The organism is Pontimicrobium sp. MEBiC06410, from assembly GCF_053601615.1.
In genome coordinates, this window is the sequence record NZ_JBSHNT010000149.1 from 99684 (window position 1) to 119277 (window position 19594).

Consider the following 19594-nt stretch of genomic DNA (forward strand, 5'->3'; position numbering starts at 1 on the left):
GAGAGAAAGTTACTTGAATAAGCGAGCGAAAAATAAAATGAATACAATTAAAAATACTAAAAAAAGATTAGATGAAAAAGAAGTATAATGTATTAATGTTAGTGCTGTTATTAGCATTTGGATCATGTAGTTTTACAGCAAAAGTTAATAATGACCCAGATAAAGATAAATTACTAATTCAGATAATAACACTTGCCTTAGAGCAATTGCATTTTCAGCCTAAAGACTTTAACGATGAATTCTCTATGGATGTTTACGACACCTATTTAAAAAGGGTAGATCCATTAAAACGTTATTTTTTAAAATCTGATGTAGAGGAATTTTCTAAATATAAATCTGAAATAGATAATCAATTAATGAATTATGATATTTCATTTTTTAATTTAACAAATGAGCGTTTAGTAAAGCGTATTAATGAAACAAAAGCGATTTATAAAGACATTTTAAATAAACCTTTCGATTTTACTATAGATGAAAATATAGATACCGATTACGAGAAGCATGATTATGTAAAAAACAAAAAGAAATTGAAAGAACGTTGGAGACAACAACTTAAGTTTAGAACAATTGCTACTTATGATGCTTTAATGGCTGAAAAAGAAGAGCAAGCAAAAATGGATCCAGAAACATTGGAGAAATTAAAAAGCGATGTTAAAAAAGAAGATAAAAAGATTTCTTTATATAAAACACCAGCTGAGTTAGAAGAAGAAGCAAGAAAAGAAACATTAAAAAACCTAGATGTTTATTACACAGACTTTATTGATGATATGGAGCGTAAAGACTGGTTTGCTATGTATATAAACTCAATAGTAGAAGAATTCGATCCGCATACGTCGTACATGGCACCAACCGATAAAGATCGTTTCGATCAGCAAATTTCTGGACAATTAGAAGGTATAGGAGCACGTTTGCAAAAGCGTATGGATTATACTAAAATAACAGAACTTATTTCTGGAGGACCAGCTTGGAGAGGAAAAGAATTAGAAGTAGGAGACGTTATTTTAAAAGTGCGTCAGGAAGACGAAGAGGAGTCAGTGAGTATTGTAGGCATGCGAATTGATGATGCCATTAAATTAATAAAAGGTCCAAAAGGAACTAACGTTTATTTAACCTTAAAAAAGGTAGATGGAACCATAGAGGAAATATCTATAACAAGAGATATAGTAGAGCTAGAAGAAACGTATGCTAAGTCATCAACAGTTAAGAAAAATGATAAAATATATGGAGTTATAAACCTTCCAAAATTTTATATAGATTTTAAAGACTACGATAATAGAAATGCAGCATCAGATATTAAGAAAGAAATAGAAAGGCTTAAAGAAGAAGGCATGGAAGGACTTGTTTTAGACCTACGTAACAATGGCGGAGGTTCTTTAAAAACAGTAGTAGATATAGCAGGATTGTTTATAAAAGAAGGCCCTATAGTACAAGTGCGTTCAACAGGAGAACCAAAAGAAGTTTTAAAAGATAAAGACAAATCTATAATTTGGGATGGCCCTCTTGTAATAATGGTAAATGAACTCTCTGCCTCTGCATCAGAGATATTAGCTGCAGCTATGCAAGATTATAAAAGAGCAATTGTAATAGGAAGTAAGCAAACGTACGGAAAAGGAACAGTACAAAACATCTTAGACCTAAATAGAATGGTAAGAAACAGCTCTCATGGAGATTTAGGCGCTATAAAAATTACAAGACAAAAATTTTATCGTATAAACGGAGGCTCTACACAATTAGAAGGAGTAAAGAGTGATGTAGTCGTTCCAGACCGTTACAGCTTTGTAGATATAGGAGAAAGAGATCAAGAAAACCCATTAGAATGGGATAAAATAGATGCTGTAGATTATGAGTTTTGGGGTAATTATTATGATTACGACGCGACAATTAGCAACAGTAAAGCGCGTATGGAAAACAATAAGCAATTAACACTTATTGAGAAAAATGCAAAGTGGATTAAAGAGCAAATGGACGATAATACGTTCTCTTTAAATTACGAAAAATATAAAGCAGAATTAAAAGAAGATGAAGAAATAGCGAAACAATTTAAAGCACTTTCAGATTATAAAACAGATCTAACATTTTCATCTTTACCATACGAGGAAGCATTATTTGAAAAAGATACAGTGCTAAAAGAAAAACGTAAACGTTGGCACGAAAGTTTAAGTCAAGATGTATATGTAGAAGAAGCATTAAATGTGCTAGAAGACTTAAAAATGACATACGAAATTAAAAAGGTAGCTACCGTAAAAGATTAAAAAAATCAATGAGTACAAAAACAAACTCATTAAGTAAGTTAGCGCTCCAAAAGTTTAAAAAGAACTTTTGGGGCGTTTTCAGTTTCTATTTTATTGTATTAATAGGTATACTATCTGTATTTGCTTATGTGTTTGCGCCAGACAATTCACAGAATGCAAATCAAATGCATTTATCTATACACTCTAAGAAACCCGGTTTTAAAGCAAAACTATTAACATTGCCCTCAGCAATTGAAAAAAAACAAGGTTTTTTTAATAAGTTATTCTTTGGAGAAATTATTGTTAAAACAGAAATACCAATTACAGACTATACTATTACAGGAAATACAATGAGTTATACGGAGTATGCCTCGGATGGTTTGGAAGGTTTAAAGAAAACAATAAACCTTAAAAACGGTAGTTCTGCAGAAACCTTAATAAAAGAAAAAACATTTTATTTAGGAACCGATAAATATGGAAGAGATTTATTAAGTCGTGTGCTAGTAGGCGCGCGAATTTCATTTTTTATTGGGTTTGTAGCAGTGTTTATTTCTTTAATAATAGGAGTGTTTATGGGAAGTGTAGCAGGCTATTTTGGTGGAAAAGTAGATGCAGTAATTATGTGGATTATTAACGTAACATGGTCCATACCAACATTGCTATTAGTAATAGCGATTACGCTAGCCTTAGGAAAAGGGTTTTGGCAAGTATTTATAGCAGTAGGTTTAACGATGTGGGTAGAAGTCGCACGTGTAGTTAGAGGGCAAATTATAGGAGCAAAAGAGCTGCAGTATGTTACCGCAGCAAGAGCATTGGGGTATAATCATTTTCGTATAATAACTAAGCATATTTTACCAAATATTATGGCGCCTGTAATAGTTATTTGTGCGGCAAATTTTGCGGCGGCAATTTTAATAGAAAGCGGATTAAGTTTTTTAGGTATTGGGGCACAGCCGCCAATGGCAAGCTGGGGAGCCATGATAAAAGACCATTACAACTATATCATTTTAGGAAAACCTTATTTAGCTGTAATCCCAGGATTATGTATCATGACTTTGGTAATGGCATTTATGTTAATAGGTAATGCCTTGCGAGATGCGTTGGATGTTAAAAACTAATAAATATTCTGTTATAACAAACGAGTTACTTGATATATAGCTACGTTTTTAGCAGCTAAATCTCGTACTATTTCTGGAATATGTTGGTTACATATTAATATTTTATAACCATAGGACTCTTCAATTAAAGAAGCGGGTGTAACAAACTGTAGTGTACTTATATAATTTTTAAAACTGTTTTTGTCTGCTACTTCAAAATAAACCCAAATTTTATTTTCTGTATAATCAAAAGGAGTGTTTTCCTTTTCAGAATTATTAATCATGGTTCATATTCTCATTCAACCCATCAATATATCCTAAAACATCATCCTTGCCAATATTTTTAGAACTAGACGTAATAAAATAATTAGGCATAGCTTCCCAAGTCTCTAAAAGAATAGCTTTGTAAGCCTCAACATGATTTTCTATAGCTTTTGGCTTTAGCTTATCGGCTTTAGTAAAAATAATAGAGAACGGAATACCACCTTCACCTAAATACTGCATAAACTCTAAATCTATAGGCTGTGGTTTATGGCGAATATCTACCAAAACAAAAGCAGAAACCAATTGCTGTCGCTGTTCAAAATATTGTGTAATAAACTTCTGAAAAACCTTTTTAGTAGTTTTAGAAACACGAGCATAACCGTACCCTGGTAAATCTACCAAAAACCATTCTTTATTAATAATAAAGTGGTTAATAAGCTGGGTTTTACCCGGACGACCAGAAGTTTTAGCTAAGCTTTTTCTGCTGGTTAACATATTTATGAGCGAAGACTTTCCTACATTACTTCGTCCTATAAAAGCATATTCAGGTATCATTCCTTTTGGGCATTTTGCCACATCGGAATTACTCATTACAAATTCAGCAGATTTTATTTTCATATTTATTTCCCGCGTAAGTGGGAATCTTTAGTTGGTTACAGCGAAAGCAGAAAAGTTTGCCATTCTCACAAAGGTGAGAATCTATATATTTAACTTCTAATATTTAAAGTCGTAAAAGTAATAAATTTATTGCTGTTTGGTTGGGGGTGCTGAAACCTTTTTTCAAGTGTATTAACCTAAAATCCTCTTTTTTGCAACCAATTAAACAAAATAGTATTAAAAGTTTCAGGATGTTCCATCATAGCAGCGTGACCACATTTGTCTATCCAAAACAAATCAGAATCTGGAAGTAAAGTGTTAAACTCTTCTGCAACTTCAGGAGGTGTAACAATATCATTTTTACCCCAAATAATACACACAGGAGTATGCATATTTGGTAAATCTGTTGCCATATTATGTCTTATGGCACTTTTAGCAATAGCTAGTGTTTTAATAAGTTTATTTCTGTCGTTAACAGTTTCGTAAACTTCATCTACGACTTCTTTAGTAGCTACATCAGGATCGTAAAAAACCTCTTGAGCTTTCTTTTTAATAACCTCATAATCCCTTCTCTTTGTATAACCACCACCCATAGCACTTTCATACAAACCAGAGCTACCCGTAATAACCAGTGCTTTTACCGTTTTTGGGTGTAATTTTGTATGGTATAATCCTATGTGGCCACCTAGAGAGTTGCCAAGTAAAATAACATCCTTTAACCCTTTAAATTCAATAAATTCATTAAGGTATTTTGCAAATGCTTTTACATTTGTCTTAATAAGAGACATGGTGTAAACAGGAAGTTCGGGAATAATGACTTTGTATCCATTTTCACTAAAGTGAGAAGTGACACTATCAAAGTTACTTAACCCTCCCATAAGTCCATGAAGCACTATAATTGGCGTGCCTTCTCCAACTTCAATATAGTTAAATTTTCCTTCTTTTTTTAAAGTATGCGTCATTAAACGTTAGTCGATTCGTTGAAAGCAAATATAGGTATTTCAATCAAAAAAATAACATAATCTCTACAGAGTTAATTCATCCAAATAAAATAGAAAAGGAGAAATTTAATGTAAAGCTTTCTGTTTGTGTAATTAAACGCTTGATACATAGTGTTTAAAGGGGTTTTGGAGTGTTGTGTTTTGAAACAAATAAAGTGAAATAAAGAATAGTTATTAACAAAGTGGTAAAATGTGGTAAAATGTGGTAAAATTTTCAATATATTTGAATCTTAAAAGACTGACTCCAAGTTAAAACGTTTTGAACTCATTAATAGGAACATACGAATGTAAAGCGGATGCCAAAGGAAGGCTAATGCTACCTGCTGCGCTTAAAAAACAGCTTGCTCCTGTGCTTCAAAATGGTTTCGTACTTAAAAGAGCGGTTTTTCAACAATGTTTAGAATTGTATCCTATGGAAGAATGGGAGCAATTAATGCAGAAAATGAACAAGCTAAATCGTTTCAAGAAAAAGAATAACGACTTTATACGTCGCTTTACAGCAGGAGTAAAAATGGTTGAGGTGGATAGTAACGGAAGACTGTTAATACCAAAAGATTTAGTAGTGTTTGCAAATATTTCTAAAAACATTGTAGTATCCTCAGCAATTAACATTGTTGAAATATGGGACAAAGATAATTATGAACAAGCCATAGATGATGCTGCAGTCGATTTTGCTGACTTGGCAGAAGAAGTTATGGGACAAGACGATGAAGAAGATGGAATATCATAACCCAGTATTATTAAAAGAAACCGTAGATGGTTTAAATATAAAAGAAGATGGGGTCTATGTAGATGTTACTTTTGGAGGTGGTGGACATAGTAGAGAAATATTAAAACGACTTGGACCAAAAGGAAAACTATTTGCATTCGATCAAGACGCAGATGCATTAGAAAACACAATTGACGATGAGCGTTTTACATTAATACATGAAAATTTTAGATATATCAAGCGATTTTTAAGATTTCATGGAACTAGGCAAGTCGATGGGATTTTGGCAGATTTTGGAGTGTCTTCACATCAATTTGATGTAGCCGAACGCGGATTCTCTACACGATTTGAAGCAGATTTAGATATGCGAATGAATCAAAACAATGAATTGTCGGCCTATCATGTAATAAATGAATATGAAGAAGAGCAAATAAAACAAGTATTGTTGCAATATGGAGAACTAAGAGCGGCACCAGCAATGGCGCGTTTAATAATTACAGCAAGACAACAAGAACCAATAATAACAAGCGAACAATTAAAAACAATATTAAAAAAGTTCTTGTCGCCAAAACATGAAAATAAAATACTAGCACAAATCTATCAAGCCATTCGTATAGAAGTAAATCAGGAAATAGAAGTGTTAAAAGAATTTTTAGAACAAACACCAGAACTATTAAAGCCAGAAGGGCGTTTGAGTTTTATAAGTTACCATTCGTTAGAAGATAGGCTAGTGAAACGATACATAAGAAATGGAATGTTTGAAGGAGAGCCAGAAAGAGATGTATTTGGGAATTTTGAAGTGCCGCTTAAAAAAGTGGGCAAATTAATAATACCAAGTCAAAAAGAAATAGAAGAAAATAATAGAGCAAGAAGTGCAAAACTACGAATAGCCCAAAAAGCATAGAATATATTTTGCACTACTTACAATAAGCTTTAAAAGGGAATATCACTTCGAGTGATTTTGTAAGGAATAAGCAAATCGTATCGAGAAGTTTTAGAACGAGTTAAAGAATTAAAGTAGATTAAAAAAGAGATTCCTGCCTTCGCAGGAGTAAGAGATGAAAAAGAATATATATAGCATATTACGAGGAACGTTTTTAGTAAGCGACGACTCCTTTAAGAACTGGAGAATGATACTCTTTATTTCTGTGTTAGCTATAGTAATGATTGCAAGCTCGCACAGTGCAGATAAAAAAGTACACGAAATAGCGCGGCTAGGAAATCAAGCAAAAGAACTACGATCGGCCTTTATAGATGGGAGAGGGAAGCTAATGGAAATGAAAAAGCAATCCGTAGTTACACAAAAAATGAAAGAAAGAGGTTTGAAAACCTCAGAGGTGCCACCTCAAAAAATAAAAGTTAAACCACAACAAAATTAAGTTCTATCGTGGCAACAAACGAAACGAACATATTAAACCGATTGTATTTTGTAGCAGGATGTATGTTCATCTTCGGGCTGGCTGTGGTTTTTAAACTCTTAAGTATTCAGTATATAAACGGAGATAAATACAGAGAATTAGCAGAAAAAAGAACTGTAGATAGAGTAGATATACCTGCAAATAGAGGAAATGTATACTCTATAAATGGTAATTTATTGGCAACATCAATACCAAAATACGATATACGTATAGACGCATTAACGCCATCTCAAAAAACATTCGAGAAATATATAAAACCACTAAGCGATTCTTTAGCAAAATACAAAGGCAAAAAATCTAGCTATTACCAGAAAGCACTTAGAAAGGCGAGAGCAAATAAAAATAGATATTACCTGTTAGCCAGAGACATTGGCTACTCAGACTATATACGCATACGTAACTTTCCAATGTTAAACCTTGGGGCATATAAAGGAGGACTAATAGTAGAGCAAAATACCAAAAGAGAACACCCTATGGGAGGTATTGCTCAACGAACCATAGGTTACGAGCGTATAGATGATAACGGCAATGTAACACGACCAGGAATAGATGGAGCCTTTGGGTTAAAATATTTACGAGGGAAAAATGGAAGTAGATTAAAACAAAAAATAGGAAAAGGACAATGGAAGCCTATTAGAGATGCAAACGAAATAGAACCTCTAGATGGGTACGATGTATATACAACCATAGATGTAAACATACAAGATATAGCACATCATGCCTTATTAGAACAGCTGGAAATTTATGAAGCAGAACACGGTTCTGTAGTAGTAATGGAGGTAAAAACAGGAGAAATAAGAGCAATCTCTAACTTAGGAAGAACCTCTAAAGGAAACTATTACGAAAAACTAAACTATGCCGTAGGAGAATCTCACGAGCCAGGATCTACCTTTAAACTCATGGCAATTATGGCGGCGTTAGAAGATAAAGTAATAGATACCGCTACCGTAATAAACACAGGAAATGGAGCTAAACGATTCTATGGGAGAACAATAACAGATACGCGAGGGCATGGAAAGGTTTCAGCGGCAAGAACATTCGAGTTATCTTCAAACATAGGTTTGGCTACTATAGTAGACGAACACTATTCTAAGAAGCCTTTGAAGTTTATTAAAAGGCTAGACTCTTGGGGGCTTAACGAAGTGCTGGATTTACCTATAGTAGGAGAAGGAAAACCAAATATACCAAGACCAGGAGATGATAACTGGAGTAAAAATGCATTGCCATCTATGGCGTATGGGTATAATTTAAAAATGACACCATTGCAAACCTTAACATTTTACAATGCAGTAGCTAACGATGGAGAAATGGTGAAACCGCATTTTATTAAGCAGGTAAAAGATTTAGATAAAGAAATAGAAACGTTTGAAAAAGAAGTGATAAACCCTCAAATATGTTCTAAAGAAACGATAAAAGCAGCGCAGAAAATGCTTGAAAATGTTGTAATAAAAGGAACAGGAAGAAAGTTGTATTCTAAATATTTCTCTATGGCAGGAAAAACAGGAACTGCTAGAACCGATTACAGCAATTTTGAAGAATGGAATAAAAATAAAAAATACATTTCTTCTTTCGCTGGATACTTTCCAGTAGAAAGCCCCAAGTATTCCTGCATTGTAGTTATTCATAAACCAAGTGCTAAAAAAGGAATATATGGAGCAGATGTGTCAGGTCCAGTATTTAAAAAAATAGCACAAAAAATATTTACAGATACACCAATAATAGATGAAGTAGAATCTTTAGAAGTGCAAAACACTTCAGTAGAAAAAGAATACCAAAACTATTACGATGTATCCAATACCTATTTAACCATTATGCCTAGCGTAACAGGATTGCCATTAATGGATGCGGTTGCATTATGTGAAAATATGGGACTAAAAGTGAAAACAAAAGGGACTGGAACAGTAAAAACGCAATCTATTCCTAAAGGACAAAAAGTAAAGAAAAACCAAACCATTGTTTTAGAAGTATCGTGAATTCTTTAAAAGACATATTATATAAAGTAAGTATTAATGCTGTAGTAGGAAGTACTAATGTGCATGTAAATGCTATTCAGTTTAATTCTAGAGCGATAGAAAAGAATGATGTGTTTGTTGCTATTAAAGGAAGTACTACAGATGGACATCAATATATAGAAAAAGCTATAACACAAGGAGCAGCCGTTGTCGTTTGCGAGAAATTACCAGAAACAAAAGAACAAGGAGTTACCTATTTAGAAGTAGAAAACTCGAGTGTAGCATTAGCCGTAATGGCATCTAACTATTATGGGAATCCTTCAGAAAACCTAAAATTAGTAGGCGTTACAGGAACCAACGGTAAAACAACAATAGCAACACTATTATACCAATTATTTAAAAATGCAGGGTATAAAGTTGGTTTGTTGTCTACTGTGGTTATAAAAGTTGATGATATAGATTATAAAGCAACCCATACCACTCCAGACTCATTAACCATAAATCGTTATTTAAAAGAAATGAACGATAAAGGTGTTGAGTTTTGTTTTATGGAAGTAAGTTCTCATGGAATTCATCAAAAAAGAACCGAAGGTTTGCATTTTGAAGGAGGGATTTTTACAAACCTAACACATGACCATTTAGACTATCACGACACATTTGCAGAATACAGAGACGTTAAAAAATCATTTTTCGATAACTTAAGTAAAAACGCCTTTGCATTAACCAATGCTGATGATAAAAATGGAGCAATCATGCTTCAAAACACAAAAGCAAAACAATATAAATATGCACTTAAAAGCTATGCAGATTATAAAGCACAGATTTTAGAAAACCAATTTGGAGGCTTACTGTTAAAGCTGAATGATAGTGAGGTCTGGACAAGACTAATAGGGAACTTTAATGCCTATAATGTACTAGCTATTTTTGCTACTGCCGAATTGCTTGGACTTGAAAAGCAGGAAATTTTAAGGTTAATAAGTGAATTAGAAAGTGTAAGCGGACGTTTTCAATACCTAATCTCTAAACAAAAAATAACAGCAATAGTAGATTATGCACACACACCAGATGCACTTAAAAATGTGCTAGAAACTATAAATAGTATTCGTACTAAAAACGAAGAGTTAATTACAGTTGTAGGTTGTGGAGGAGATAGAGATGCAACCAAGCGCCCTAAAATGGGACATATAGCATCGGTTTTAAGTACTAAGGTAATCTTTACAAGCGATAATCCAAGAAGCGAACAGCCAGAAACTATAATAGAAGACATAGAAAAAGGAGTAGAGCCACAGCACTTTAAAAAAGTACTGTCTATAACCGATAGAAAACAAGCTATTAAAACAGCATGTCAAATGGCACAGTCAGGAGATATTATTTTAATAGCAGGAAAAGGACATGAAACCTACCAAGAAATAAAAGGAGAGCGTTTCGATTTTGATGATTACAAAACAGTAGAAACACTTTTAAACCAACTAGAAAAATAATAATATGTTATACTACTTATTCGAATATTTAGAAAAACAATACCAGTTAACAGGAGCAAGTGTGTTTCAATTTATCACATTTAGAGCCGCTTTAGCTATCATTCTGTCGTTACTGTTTTCTACAATATTTGGTAAAAAAATAATAAGACTATTGCAAAAAAAGCAAGTAGGAGAATCTGTTAGAGACTTAGGTTTAGAAGGGCAAGTAGAAAAAGCAGGAACACCTACAATGGGAGGTTTAATAATTATTTTTTCTACCCTAATACCGGTGTTATTACTTGCAAAATTAGATAATATCTATGTTATTATGCTAATTGTAACCACAATATGGATGGGTTTAGTTGGCTTTACAGACGATTATATAAAAGTATTTAAAAAAGATAAAGCAGGATTAAGTGGTAAATTTAAAGTATTAGGCCAAGTAGGATTAGGAATATTTGTAGGGGCAATTATGTATTTCCATCCAGGTGTAACAATAAGGCAAGAAAAAGTTAATCCAGTATATGAAACAGAGTTAATAACGCAAAACTCAAAGCGAGAATTCTACCCAGAAGAGCAGTCCCTTAAAACAACTATTCCTTTTGTAAAAGATAACGAATTCGATTACTTAAATTTAGTAACGTGGTTAGGCGATGATTACGCAAAATATGCATGGATATTATTTATTCCAATAGTTATTTTTATAATTACAGCAGTCTCAAATGGAGCTAATTTAACAGATGGAATAGATGGATTGGCCGCAGGAAGTTCGGCAATAATAGTATTTGTATTGGCAGCCTTTGCCTTTATTTCAGGCAATATTGTGTTTTCAGATTATCTCAACGTCATGTTTATTCCCCGGCTTGGAGAATTAGTAGTCTTTATAGCCGCGTTTATTGGTGCACTTATTGGGTTTTTGTGGTATAACACCTATCCAGCACAAGTATTTATGGGAGATACAGGAAGTTTAACCATAGGAGGAATTATAGCAGTAATAGCCATAGCAGTTAGAAAAGAGTTGCTAATACCATTACTATGCGGAATTTTCTTTGCAGAATCCTTGTCGGTAATCATGCAAGTCAGCTGGTTTAAATACACTAGAAAAAAATATGGAGAAGGACGGCGTATTTTTAAAATGTCGCCATTGCATCATCATTATCAAAAATCAGGATACCATGAAAGTAAAATAGTAACACGATTTTGGATTGTCGGTATATTTCTGGCAATACTTTCAATAGTAACCTTGAAATTAAGATAAACAGAATTACGATATACGATTCAAGAATGAAAGAAGTGAGTAATAAAGAACATGGCGAAATTAAAAGATTATATGTTGAAGGAAACGAATTATTATCAATAGTAGTAGCGTCCATTAAAACGTTACGCAATCGTAAATCGTAAATCCATGAATCGTAAATCTAAACTAGTCATATTAGGAGGAGGAGAAAGCGGAGTAGGTACTGCGCTTTTAGGTCAGGCCAAAGGCTATGATGTGTTTGTTTCAGATAAAGGAAAAATAAAAGAAAAGTACAAAAACGTTCTTATAAATAATATCATTGAATGGGAAGAAGAGAAGCATACAGAAGCTAAAATTCTAAATGCAGATGTTGTAATGAAAAGCCCTGGAATACCAGATAAAGTTGCTTTAGTAAAAAAGCTAGTAGAAAAAGGAGTTCCAGTTATTTCTGAAATAGAATTTGCTTCAAAATATACCAATGCAACCATAGTTGGAATAACAGGAAGTAATGGTAAAACAACAACAGCATCGTTAACACATCATGTCTTAAAACAAGAATTAAATGTAGGATTAGCTGGGAACATAGGAGATAGTTTTGCTAAACAAGTTTTAGAAAAAGATTTTGAAAATTATGTATTAGAAATTAGCAGCTTTCAATTAGATGGAATAGTAGATTTTAAACCAAATATTGCCGTATTAACAAATATAACACCAGATCATTTAGATCGCTACGAGTATAAGTTTGAAAATTACATCAATTCTAAATTTAGAATAGCATTAAATCAAACAAAAGAAGACTATTTAATATACGATGCAGATGATGAAGTTATTGTTAATTGGTTAGAGAATAATGCTGTTCAGTCGACATTATTACCATTCTCATTAACAAAAACAGTAGAAAACGGAGCGTATTTAAAAGACGAAAATATAATAACAACAATAAATAACAACACTATAATTATGCCAACAAAAAACTTAGCTTTAGAAGGAAAGCACAATATTAAAAATGCAATGGCTGCATCAACAGTATCGCATTTATTAAAAATAAGAAAGCAAACTATACGTGAAAGCTTAGAAAACTTTCATGGTGTAGAACACCGTTTAGAACAAGTGCTTAAAATAAATAAAGTACAATACATAAACGATTCTAAAGCAACTAACGTTAATGCAACATACTATGCTTTAGAAAGTATGGAGGCACCAACCGTTTGGATTGTTGGGGGAACAGATAAAGGAAACGATTATACAGAGCTATTCTCTTTTGTAAACGAAAAAGTAAAAGCTATCATTTGTTTGGGCATAGACAATGAAAAGCTTATAGAAAACTTTGGAGGTATGGTAGATGTTATTGTTGAAACACAATTTATGAAAGAAGCAGTAAAAATTGCATATAAAATAGCAGAAGCAGGAGACAATGTATTATTATCACCAGCATGCGCAAGCTTCGATTTGTTCGAGAATTACGAAGACAGAGGACGACAATTTAAAGATGCAGTAAGAAACCTGTAACGAATTACGATTGTAGATTTAAGATTTACGATTGATGAAGTTAAAGTGAAACAATTGTTATTCCTGCGAAAGCAGGAATCCACAAGGGAACATAAAAAATAAAATAGTAGAAAAATAACACTCTAAAGAGTGATTAATAATGCAACAATTATTTAAAAATATAAAAGGAGATAGGTTAATATGGGCTATTGCAGCATTGCTAGCAATATTCTCATTTTTGCCTGTTTATAGTGCTGCAAGTAATTTGGCGTATGTAGGAAACAACACTAATACCTTTTCGTTTTTTGTAAAGCACTTTATGCACTTATTTTTAGGCTTTACTATTATGTATGGAGTACATAAAGTGCCCTATCGTTATTTTAGAGGCTTGTCTATGATTATGATACCAATAGTATTTGTGCTGTTGGTGTTAACAATAATGCAAGGAACAACAATTGCAGGAGCAAATGCTAGTCGTTGGATTAGGATTCCAATAGTAGGGATGTCTTTCCAAACGTCTACATTAGCAGCGGTAGTGTTAATGGTGTATGTGGCAAGATATATGTCTAAAATAAAAGATAAAAAAATTACGTTTAAAGAATCGCTTTTACCGCTTTGGGCACCAGTTTTTATTATACTAGCATTAATTTTACCTTCTAATTTTTCAACTACAGCAATTATCTTTTTAATGGTAGTATTGTTGGTGTTTTTAGGCGGTTATCCTATTCGGTATTTAGGAGTTATAATTGGTTCTGGAATTTTAGGGTTAATTCTATTTATTTTAGTAGCAAAAGCATTTCCAGATGCAATGCCAAATAGAGTAGATACATGGATAAGTAGAATTGAAAATTTTGCTAATGGAGAAGACACCGAAGCAGATTATCAGATAGAAAAAGCTAAAATAGCAATAGCCTCTGGACAATTAACAGGAGTTGGCCCAGGGAAAAGCACACAAAAAAACTTTTTACCGCAATCATCTTCAGATTTTATTTTTGCCATAATTGTTGAAGAATATGGACTTCTTGGAGGATTGCTATTAATGGTATTATACATGTGGTTGTTATTTCGTATAGTTATTGTCTCTCAAAAATCAGACACTATGTTTGGTAAACTGTTAGTATTAGGTGTCGGTCTACCCATAGTGTTTCAAGCCATGATAAATATGGCGGTAGCTGTAGAGTTATTTCCTGTTACAGGACAAACACTGCCATTAATAAGTAGTGGAGGAACCTCTATTTGGATGACCTGTTTAGCTATAGGAATAATACTAAGTGTGAGCTCTAAACGAGAAGAAATAAAAGAACAAGAACATAAAGAAGAAGAGGAAGAAATAAATCCGTTAGAAGTTTTATCGGAAACTGTATAAAAGTGAGTAAAAAAGAGAAAACATATAAAATCATACTCTCTGGAGGAGGAACAGGAGGGCATATCTATCCTGCAATAGCAATAGCTAACGAATTAAAATTACGTTTTCCAGACGCATCCTTTTTATTTGTAGGAGCCAAAGACAGAATGGAGATGGAAAAAGTGCCACAAGCAGGTTACAGTATAAAAGGGCTATGGATAACGGGGATACAAAGAAAGTTAACAGCAGATAATTTAATGTTTCCATTTAAGCTTATAAATAGCCTATGGAATGCTCGAAAAATAGTTAATGAGTTTAAGCCAGATGTCGTTATAGGAACAGGAGGTTTTGCAAGTGGGCCATTATTACAAGTGGCAGCATCAAAAGGAATACCAACACTAATACAAGAACAAAACTCGTATCCAGGAATTACTAATAAATTATTAGCTAAAAAAGCAAAGAAAATCTGTGTAGCTTACGATGGTCTAGAGCGCTTTTTTCCTAAAGATAAAATTATAAAAACAGGAAACCCAGTAAGGCAAGATTTGTTAAGCATAAATAGCTCTAAGGAAGAAGCTATATCAGAATTCAATTTGGTTGAAGGCAAACAAACGCTTTTAGTATTAGGAGGGAGTTTAGGAGCTAAAGCTATAAATGAGTTATTGGAAAGAGAATTAGATTTTTTGCAAATGCAAAACCTGCAAATTATCTGGCAATGCGGAAAACTGTATTACGAACAGTATAAAATATATAATAATACCAAACACGTACAAGTACATGCCTTTATTAATAAAATGAATTGTGCTTATGCAGCGGCAGATTTTATTATATCTAGAGCAGGAGCAGGTTCGGTTTCAGAATTGTGTATTGTAGGTAAGCCAGTTGTTTTTGTGCCATCTCCTTATGTGGCAGAAGACCATCAAACAAAAAATGCAAAAGCAGTTGTAGAGAAGGATGCGGCAATATTAATTGCTCAAGAAGACTTAGAAGTTGATTTTAAAAATAAGTTTTCGCAATTAATAGCCTCTACAGAACGACAAGAACAACTTGGAGAAAACATTAAAAAACTAGCATTAATAAATGCAACAAAAGAAATAGCAGACGAGGTTGAAAAACTTCTGAATAAGAAATAATAGAAGTTAAAATTGAAATTGAATATAAAATTGAAAAAAACTAAAATATTAGTCTGAGTACAGTTAAAGACCCTTTTGAAAATAAAAATTAACGTCAGTTCGAGTGATTTTAAGGAACGAAAATTGTATCGAGAATTATTTTGAAATATAAATTTTACTAGAACACACGAACTTTATATAAACGAGTAAATAATAAAAAGAGTTCTGCCTTTGCAGAAAATAATATGAACTTAAATAATATACATAACATCTATTTTGTAGGCATTGGAGGTATAGGTATGAGCGCTATTGCACGCTACTTTAAAGCTAATGACAAGAATGTGGCTGGTTACGATAAAACGCAAACGGAGATAACAGACGCATTAGAAGATTTGGATATTGCAGTTCATTATAAAGATTCTATAGCAAACGTAGGAATGCGTTTTTTAAATCCAGAAACCACGTTAGTTGTCTATACGCCTGCGATACCTAAAGACCACAAGGAGCTAGCCTATTTTAGAAACAATGGCTATACAGTATTAAAACGTTCAGAAATTTTAGGAGCAATTACTAAAAACACATTCTGTTTGGCAGTAGCAGGAACACATGGTAAAACCACGACCACAAGTATTTTAGGACACTTATTGTACGAATGTAAAGTTCCTTTAACCGCATTTTTGGGTGGGATAAGTGAAAATTATAACTCTAATTTAATACAAAATGGTGCAGAAGTTAGTGTTGTAGAAGCAGACGAGTTTGATCGTTCGTTTTTAACACTGTCTCCAGATTTAGCATGCATAACATCTATGGATGCAGATCATTTAGATATATATGGAGACGCATCAACGTTAACTAAAACATTCGAGGATTTTTCGAAAAAGTTAAAGCCGAATGGTAAATTATTTGTTAGAAACGGATTGCCAATAGACGGTATAACATACGGTATAGAAGATAATTCTGATTATTCAGTTCAAAATATAACAATACAAAACGGTACTTATATATTTGATGTGAAAACACCAAAAAAAGTACTAAAACAAGTGCAATTTAACCTACCAGGTAGACACAATTTGTCGAATGCATTAATAGCCTTAGCGATGGCTGTAGAATACGGTGTGCCCCACCAACAGCTTGTTGAGGCTTTAGCAACTTATAAAGGTGTTAAGCGTAGATTTACCTATCAAATTAAAAGTGATGCTTTAGTGTACATAGATGATTATGCACATCATCCAGAAGAAATTAATGCAGTACACCAAGCAGTTAGAGAAATGTATCCAGAAGATGAAGTGTTGGCAATATTTCAGCCACATTTATTCTCTAGAACAAGAGATTTTGCCAGTGGCTTTGCAAAAAGCTTATCGCAATTTGATGAAGTTTTGTTGTTAGATATTTATCCAGCAAGAGAGTTGCCAATAGAAGGTGTAACATCTCATTGGTTATTACAACAAATTAATAACCCTAAAAAAGAGCTTATAGAAAAGTCAGAAATTGTAACCAAAATAAAAGACAGTAAAGCAAGAATAATATTAACTATTGGAGCAGGAGATATAGGAGCAGAAGTAAAACAAATTAAAAAAGCATTGTTAAATGAAAGTTAACTGGAACCACATAAAAATGATTGGGTTATGTGTTGTAACGGTGTTTTTATATGCATTTGCAACAGTAAAAAATAACAGTAGAAAAGTCTCTAAACCAGTCATAGAATTTTTAGGAGAACAAAATCTTTTTATTACGCATGAGGCTGTTAGTAAATTGTTAATACAAAATCAAACAAGTGCTACGAGTGTGCGCAAAGAAACTTTAGATTTGAATATTCTAGAGGCGTCCCTAAACGCTAACCCAATGATAGAATCTGCTGAAGTGTTTGTAGGAGTAAATGGTGCATTTTCAGCAAGAATTAAACAAAAGAGACCTATAGCAAGAGTAAGTAGTGCTCAGTCGTATTATATTGATAGTCAAGGAGGTTTTATGCCGTTGTCTAAAAATTATACAGAACGTGTGCCATTAGTTACTGGCGAAATAAATAAAAAAGAATTAGCAAATGTATTTACAATTGCTAATAAAATATATAATGATAAATTCTTGAAAACAAACGTTGTCGAGATTCATCAGAATGCAAATAATTCTATTTATTTAAAATTGCGTCAATGTAAATTTAAGGTACAATTGGGGCAGCTTAAACATTTAGACAAAAAAATTAATAACCTAAAAGCATTTTATCAAAAAGCAATTAAAGATAAAATGCTAAACAAGTATAGCAAAGTAAATTTGCAATTTGAAAACCAAGTTGTATGTACCAAAGTATAAGTTATGGAGCATAATATAGCAGTTGGATTAGACATAGGAACCACAAAAATTGTGGCTATGATTGGTCGTAAAAATGAATATAATAAAGTCGAGATTTTAGGCATAGGTAAGTCTAAAAGCTTAGGTGTGCATCGTGGTGTAGTAAATAATATTACACAAACTATACAATCTATTCAATTAGCCATTCAAGAAGCTGAAGCTGCAGCAGCAACAAAAATAGAAGCCGTAACCGTAGGTATCGCTGGGCAACATATACGTAGTTTACAGCATAGTGATTATATAACAAGGCCAAACTCTGAAACCGTTATAGATGATGATGATATAGAACGTTTAATAAACCAGGTGCATAAATTAGTAATGCTACCAGGAGAAGAAATTATTCATGTCTTGCCACAAGAATATAAAATAGACGGACAAGGAGAAATAAAAGAACCAATAGGGATGTATGGCGGACGTTTAGAAGCAAACTTTCATGTTGTTGTTGGGCAAGTATCGTCAATTAGAAACATTGGACGTTGTGTAAAAAGTGCAGGGTTAGATTTAGAAGGTATTACACTAGAGCCTTTAGCATCTGCAAATGCAGTATTAAGTCAAGAAGAAAAAGAAGCAGGAGTTGCTTTAATAGATATAGGAGGAGGAACAACAGATTTAGCCATTTTTAGAGACGGTATTATTCGCCATACGGCAGTAATCCCTTTTGGAGGAAACGTTATTACAGAAGATATAAAAGAAGGTTGTTCTATTATAGAAAAGCAAGCTGAACTACTAAAAATTAAGTTTGGTTCTGCATGGCCAGGAGAAAATAAAGACAACGAAATAGTCTCAATACCAGGCCTAAGAGGGCGTGACCCAAAAGAGATAACGCTTAAAAATTTATCTAAAATTATCCATGCAAGAGTTGTGGAGATTATAGAGCAAGTATATGTAGAAATTAAAAACTACGGACACGAAGAACAAAAAAAGAAATTAATAGCAGGAATTGTATTAACAGGAGGCGGAAGCCAGTTAAAACACCTAAAGCAATTAGTAGAATACATAACAGGTATGGATACACGTATTGGGTATCCAAACGAACACTTAGCAGGCAATAGCGATGATACAATAACAAGTCCGTTATTTGCAACAGCAGTAGGTTTAGTTATGGATGGTTTAAAACGACAAGAGCGTCAAAAAGCAGAAACAATTGTAGAAGAAGCTCCAGTAGAAAACGAACCAGAAGTAATAGAAGACCACATAGAAGACGAACCAGTAGTTGAAGCGCCTAAAAAACAAAAACGATCATTTTTAGATGCCTTAACAGAACGCGTTAAAGATTTTTTAGATAACGCGGAATAGAAATTATAATAAAGAATAAAAAAAGAATAGATCCAGTAAAG

17 protein-coding genes are annotated in these 19594 nt (G+C 33.1%); 14 read left to right on the forward strand and 3 right to left on the reverse strand.

The features are described from left to right. Window positions 1-71 precede the first annotated feature (71 nt). Both ACVC08_RS08915 and ACVC08_RS08920 read left to right on the forward strand, forming a co-directional pair. Complete coding sequence (locus tag ACVC08_RS08915; RefSeq protein ID WP_452599173.1) at window positions 72-2252, forward strand: carboxy terminal-processing peptidase; 2181 nt, start codon at window positions 72-74, stop codon at window positions 2250-2252. An 8-nt stretch (window positions 2253-2260) separates the two neighbouring features. Then, window positions 2261-3349, forward strand: a complete 1089-nt coding sequence (locus ACVC08_RS08920) for an ABC transporter permease (RefSeq protein WP_452601780.1) — start codon at window positions 2261-2263, stop codon at window positions 3347-3349. Between the two features lie 11 nt (window positions 3350-3360). Here the strand turns inward: ACVC08_RS08920 and ACVC08_RS08925 are convergent, their stop codons facing one another. From ACVC08_RS08925 to ACVC08_RS08935, 3 genes are all read right to left on the reverse strand, one after another. Beyond that, the gene (locus ACVC08_RS08925) at window positions 3361-3612 is read right to left on the reverse strand and encodes a hypothetical protein (protein WP_452601781.1); all 252 of its coding nucleotides are present in this window, start codon (window positions 3610-3612) and stop codon (window positions 3361-3363) included. Beyond that, window positions 3605-4210, reverse strand: coding sequence for a ribosome biogenesis GTP-binding protein YihA/YsxC (gene yihA, locus ACVC08_RS08930; protein WP_452599176.1), 606 nt, complete (start codon window positions 4208-4210; stop codon window positions 3605-3607). The genes ACVC08_RS08925 and yihA overlap by 8 nt, the downstream gene beginning before the upstream one ends. A 176-nt stretch (window positions 4211-4386) precedes the next feature. Continuing rightward, entirely contained in the window at window positions 4387-5151 is a 765-nt protein-coding gene (locus ACVC08_RS08935) for an alpha/beta fold hydrolase (RefSeq protein ID WP_452599177.1), read from the reverse strand. A gap of 298 nt (window positions 5152-5449) precedes the next feature. Here ACVC08_RS08935 and mraZ point away from each other — a divergent pair, with 298 nt between their 5' ends. The 12 genes from mraZ to ftsA all read left to right on the forward strand — a co-directional run bounded on the left by mraZ (window position 5450) and on the right by ftsA (window position 19553). Continuing rightward, the gene (gene mraZ, locus ACVC08_RS08940; RefSeq protein ID WP_452601782.1) at window positions 5450-5920 is read left to right on the forward strand and encodes a division/cell wall cluster transcriptional repressor MraZ; all 471 of its coding nucleotides are present in this window, start codon (window positions 5450-5452) and stop codon (window positions 5918-5920) included. Next, the gene (gene rsmH, locus ACVC08_RS08945) at window positions 5907-6803 is read left to right on the forward strand and encodes a 16S rRNA (cytosine(1402)-N(4))-methyltransferase RsmH (protein ID WP_452601868.1); all 897 of its coding nucleotides are present in this window, start codon (window positions 5907-5909) and stop codon (window positions 6801-6803) included. Before mraZ ends, rsmH begins: the two co-directional genes overlap by 14 nt. A 154-nt stretch (window positions 6804-6957) precedes the next feature. Further along, the gene (locus ACVC08_RS08950) at window positions 6958-7278 is read left to right on the forward strand and encodes an FtsL-like putative cell division protein (protein ID WP_452599179.1); all 321 of its coding nucleotides are present in this window, start codon (window positions 6958-6960) and stop codon (window positions 7276-7278) included. Between the two features lie 62 nt (window positions 7279-7340). Then, window positions 7341-9290: a penicillin-binding protein gene (locus ACVC08_RS08955; protein ID WP_452601869.1), complete on the forward strand. Its 1950-nt coding sequence runs from the start codon at window positions 7341-7343 to the stop codon at window positions 9288-9290. Next, window positions 9287-10750: a UDP-N-acetylmuramoyl-L-alanyl-D-glutamate--2,6-diaminopimelate ligase gene (locus tag ACVC08_RS08960; RefSeq protein ID WP_452601783.1), complete on the forward strand. Its 1464-nt coding sequence runs from the start codon at window positions 9287-9289 to the stop codon at window positions 10748-10750. Before ACVC08_RS08955 ends, ACVC08_RS08960 begins: the two co-directional genes overlap by 4 nt. Before the next feature lie 4 nt (window positions 10751-10754). Next, a complete protein-coding gene (gene mraY / locus ACVC08_RS08965) occupies window positions 10755-11987 on the forward strand; it encodes a phospho-N-acetylmuramoyl-pentapeptide-transferase (protein ID WP_452601784.1) in 1233 nt (410 codons plus the stop codon). A gap of 147 nt (window positions 11988-12134) precedes the next feature. Further along, complete coding sequence (gene murD, locus ACVC08_RS08970) at window positions 12135-13475, forward strand: UDP-N-acetylmuramoyl-L-alanine--D-glutamate ligase (RefSeq protein ID WP_452599182.1); 1341 nt, start codon at window positions 12135-12137, stop codon at window positions 13473-13475. A 139-nt stretch (window positions 13476-13614) separates the two neighbouring features. Beyond that, window positions 13615-14820, forward strand: a complete 1206-nt coding sequence (locus ACVC08_RS08975) for an FtsW/RodA/SpoVE family cell cycle protein (RefSeq protein WP_452599183.1) — start codon at window positions 13615-13617, stop codon at window positions 14818-14820. A 2-nt stretch (window positions 14821-14822) separates the two neighbouring features. Next, window positions 14823-15932, forward strand: a complete 1110-nt coding sequence (gene murG, locus ACVC08_RS08980) for an undecaprenyldiphospho-muramoylpentapeptide beta-N-acetylglucosaminyltransferase (protein ID WP_452601785.1) — start codon at window positions 14823-14825, stop codon at window positions 15930-15932. A gap of 224 nt (window positions 15933-16156) precedes the next feature. After that, window positions 16157-17509 (forward strand): UDP-N-acetylmuramate--L-alanine ligase, encoded by a 1353-nt coding sequence (murC, locus tag ACVC08_RS08985; RefSeq protein WP_452601786.1) that lies wholly within the window; start codon window positions 16157-16159, stop codon window positions 17507-17509. Continuing rightward, window positions 17499-18218: a cell division protein FtsQ/DivIB gene (locus ACVC08_RS08990; RefSeq protein WP_452601787.1), complete on the forward strand. Its 720-nt coding sequence runs from the start codon at window positions 17499-17501 to the stop codon at window positions 18216-18218. Before murC ends, ACVC08_RS08990 begins: the two co-directional genes overlap by 11 nt. A 3-nt stretch (window positions 18219-18221) precedes the next feature. Continuing rightward, window positions 18222-19553: a cell division protein FtsA gene (ftsA, locus tag ACVC08_RS08995; protein ID WP_452599187.1), complete on the forward strand. Its 1332-nt coding sequence runs from the start codon at window positions 18222-18224 to the stop codon at window positions 19551-19553. The last annotated feature ends 41 nt before the right edge of the window (window positions 19554-19594 follow it).

Coding starts and splice junctions, on each gene's coding strand:
- ACVC08_RS08915 (WP_452599173.1), top strand. CDS start 72: ATGAAAAAGAAGTATAATGTATTAATGTTAGTGCTGTTATTAGCATTT.
- ACVC08_RS08920 (WP_452601780.1), top strand. CDS start 2,261: ATGAGTACAAAAACAAACTCATTAAGTAAGTTAGCGCTCCAAAAGTTT.
- ACVC08_RS08925 (WP_452601781.1), bottom strand. CDS start 3,612: ATGATTAATAATTCTGAAAAGGAAAACACTCCTTTTGATTATACAGAA.
- yihA (WP_452599176.1), bottom strand. CDS start 4,210: ATGAAAATAAAATCTGCTGAATTTGTAATGAGTAATTCCGATGTGGCA.
- ACVC08_RS08935 (WP_452599177.1), bottom strand. CDS start 5,151: ATGACGCATACTTTAAAAAAAGAAGGAAAATTTAACTATATTGAAGTT.
- rsmH (WP_452601868.1), top strand. CDS start 5,907: ATGGAATATCATAACCCAGTATTATTAAAAGAAACCGTAGATGGTTTA.
- ACVC08_RS08950 (WP_452599179.1), top strand. CDS start 6,958: ATGAAAAAGAATATATATAGCATATTACGAGGAACGTTTTTAGTAAGC.
- ACVC08_RS08955 (WP_452601869.1), top strand. CDS start 7,341: ATGTTCATCTTCGGGCTGGCTGTGGTTTTTAAACTCTTAAGTATTCAG.
- mraY (WP_452601784.1), top strand. CDS start 10,755: ATGTTATACTACTTATTCGAATATTTAGAAAAACAATACCAGTTAACA.
- murD (WP_452599182.1), top strand. CDS start 12,135: ATGAATCGTAAATCTAAACTAGTCATATTAGGAGGAGGAGAAAGCGGA.
- ACVC08_RS08975 (WP_452599183.1), top strand. CDS start 13,615: ATGCAACAATTATTTAAAAATATAAAAGGAGATAGGTTAATATGGGCT.
- murC (WP_452601786.1), top strand. CDS start 16,157: ATGAACTTAAATAATATACATAACATCTATTTTGTAGGCATTGGAGGT.
- ACVC08_RS08990 (WP_452601787.1), top strand. CDS start 17,499: ATGAAAGTTAACTGGAACCACATAAAAATGATTGGGTTATGTGTTGTA.
- ftsA (WP_452599187.1), top strand. CDS start 18,222: ATGGAGCATAATATAGCAGTTGGATTAGACATAGGAACCACAAAAATT.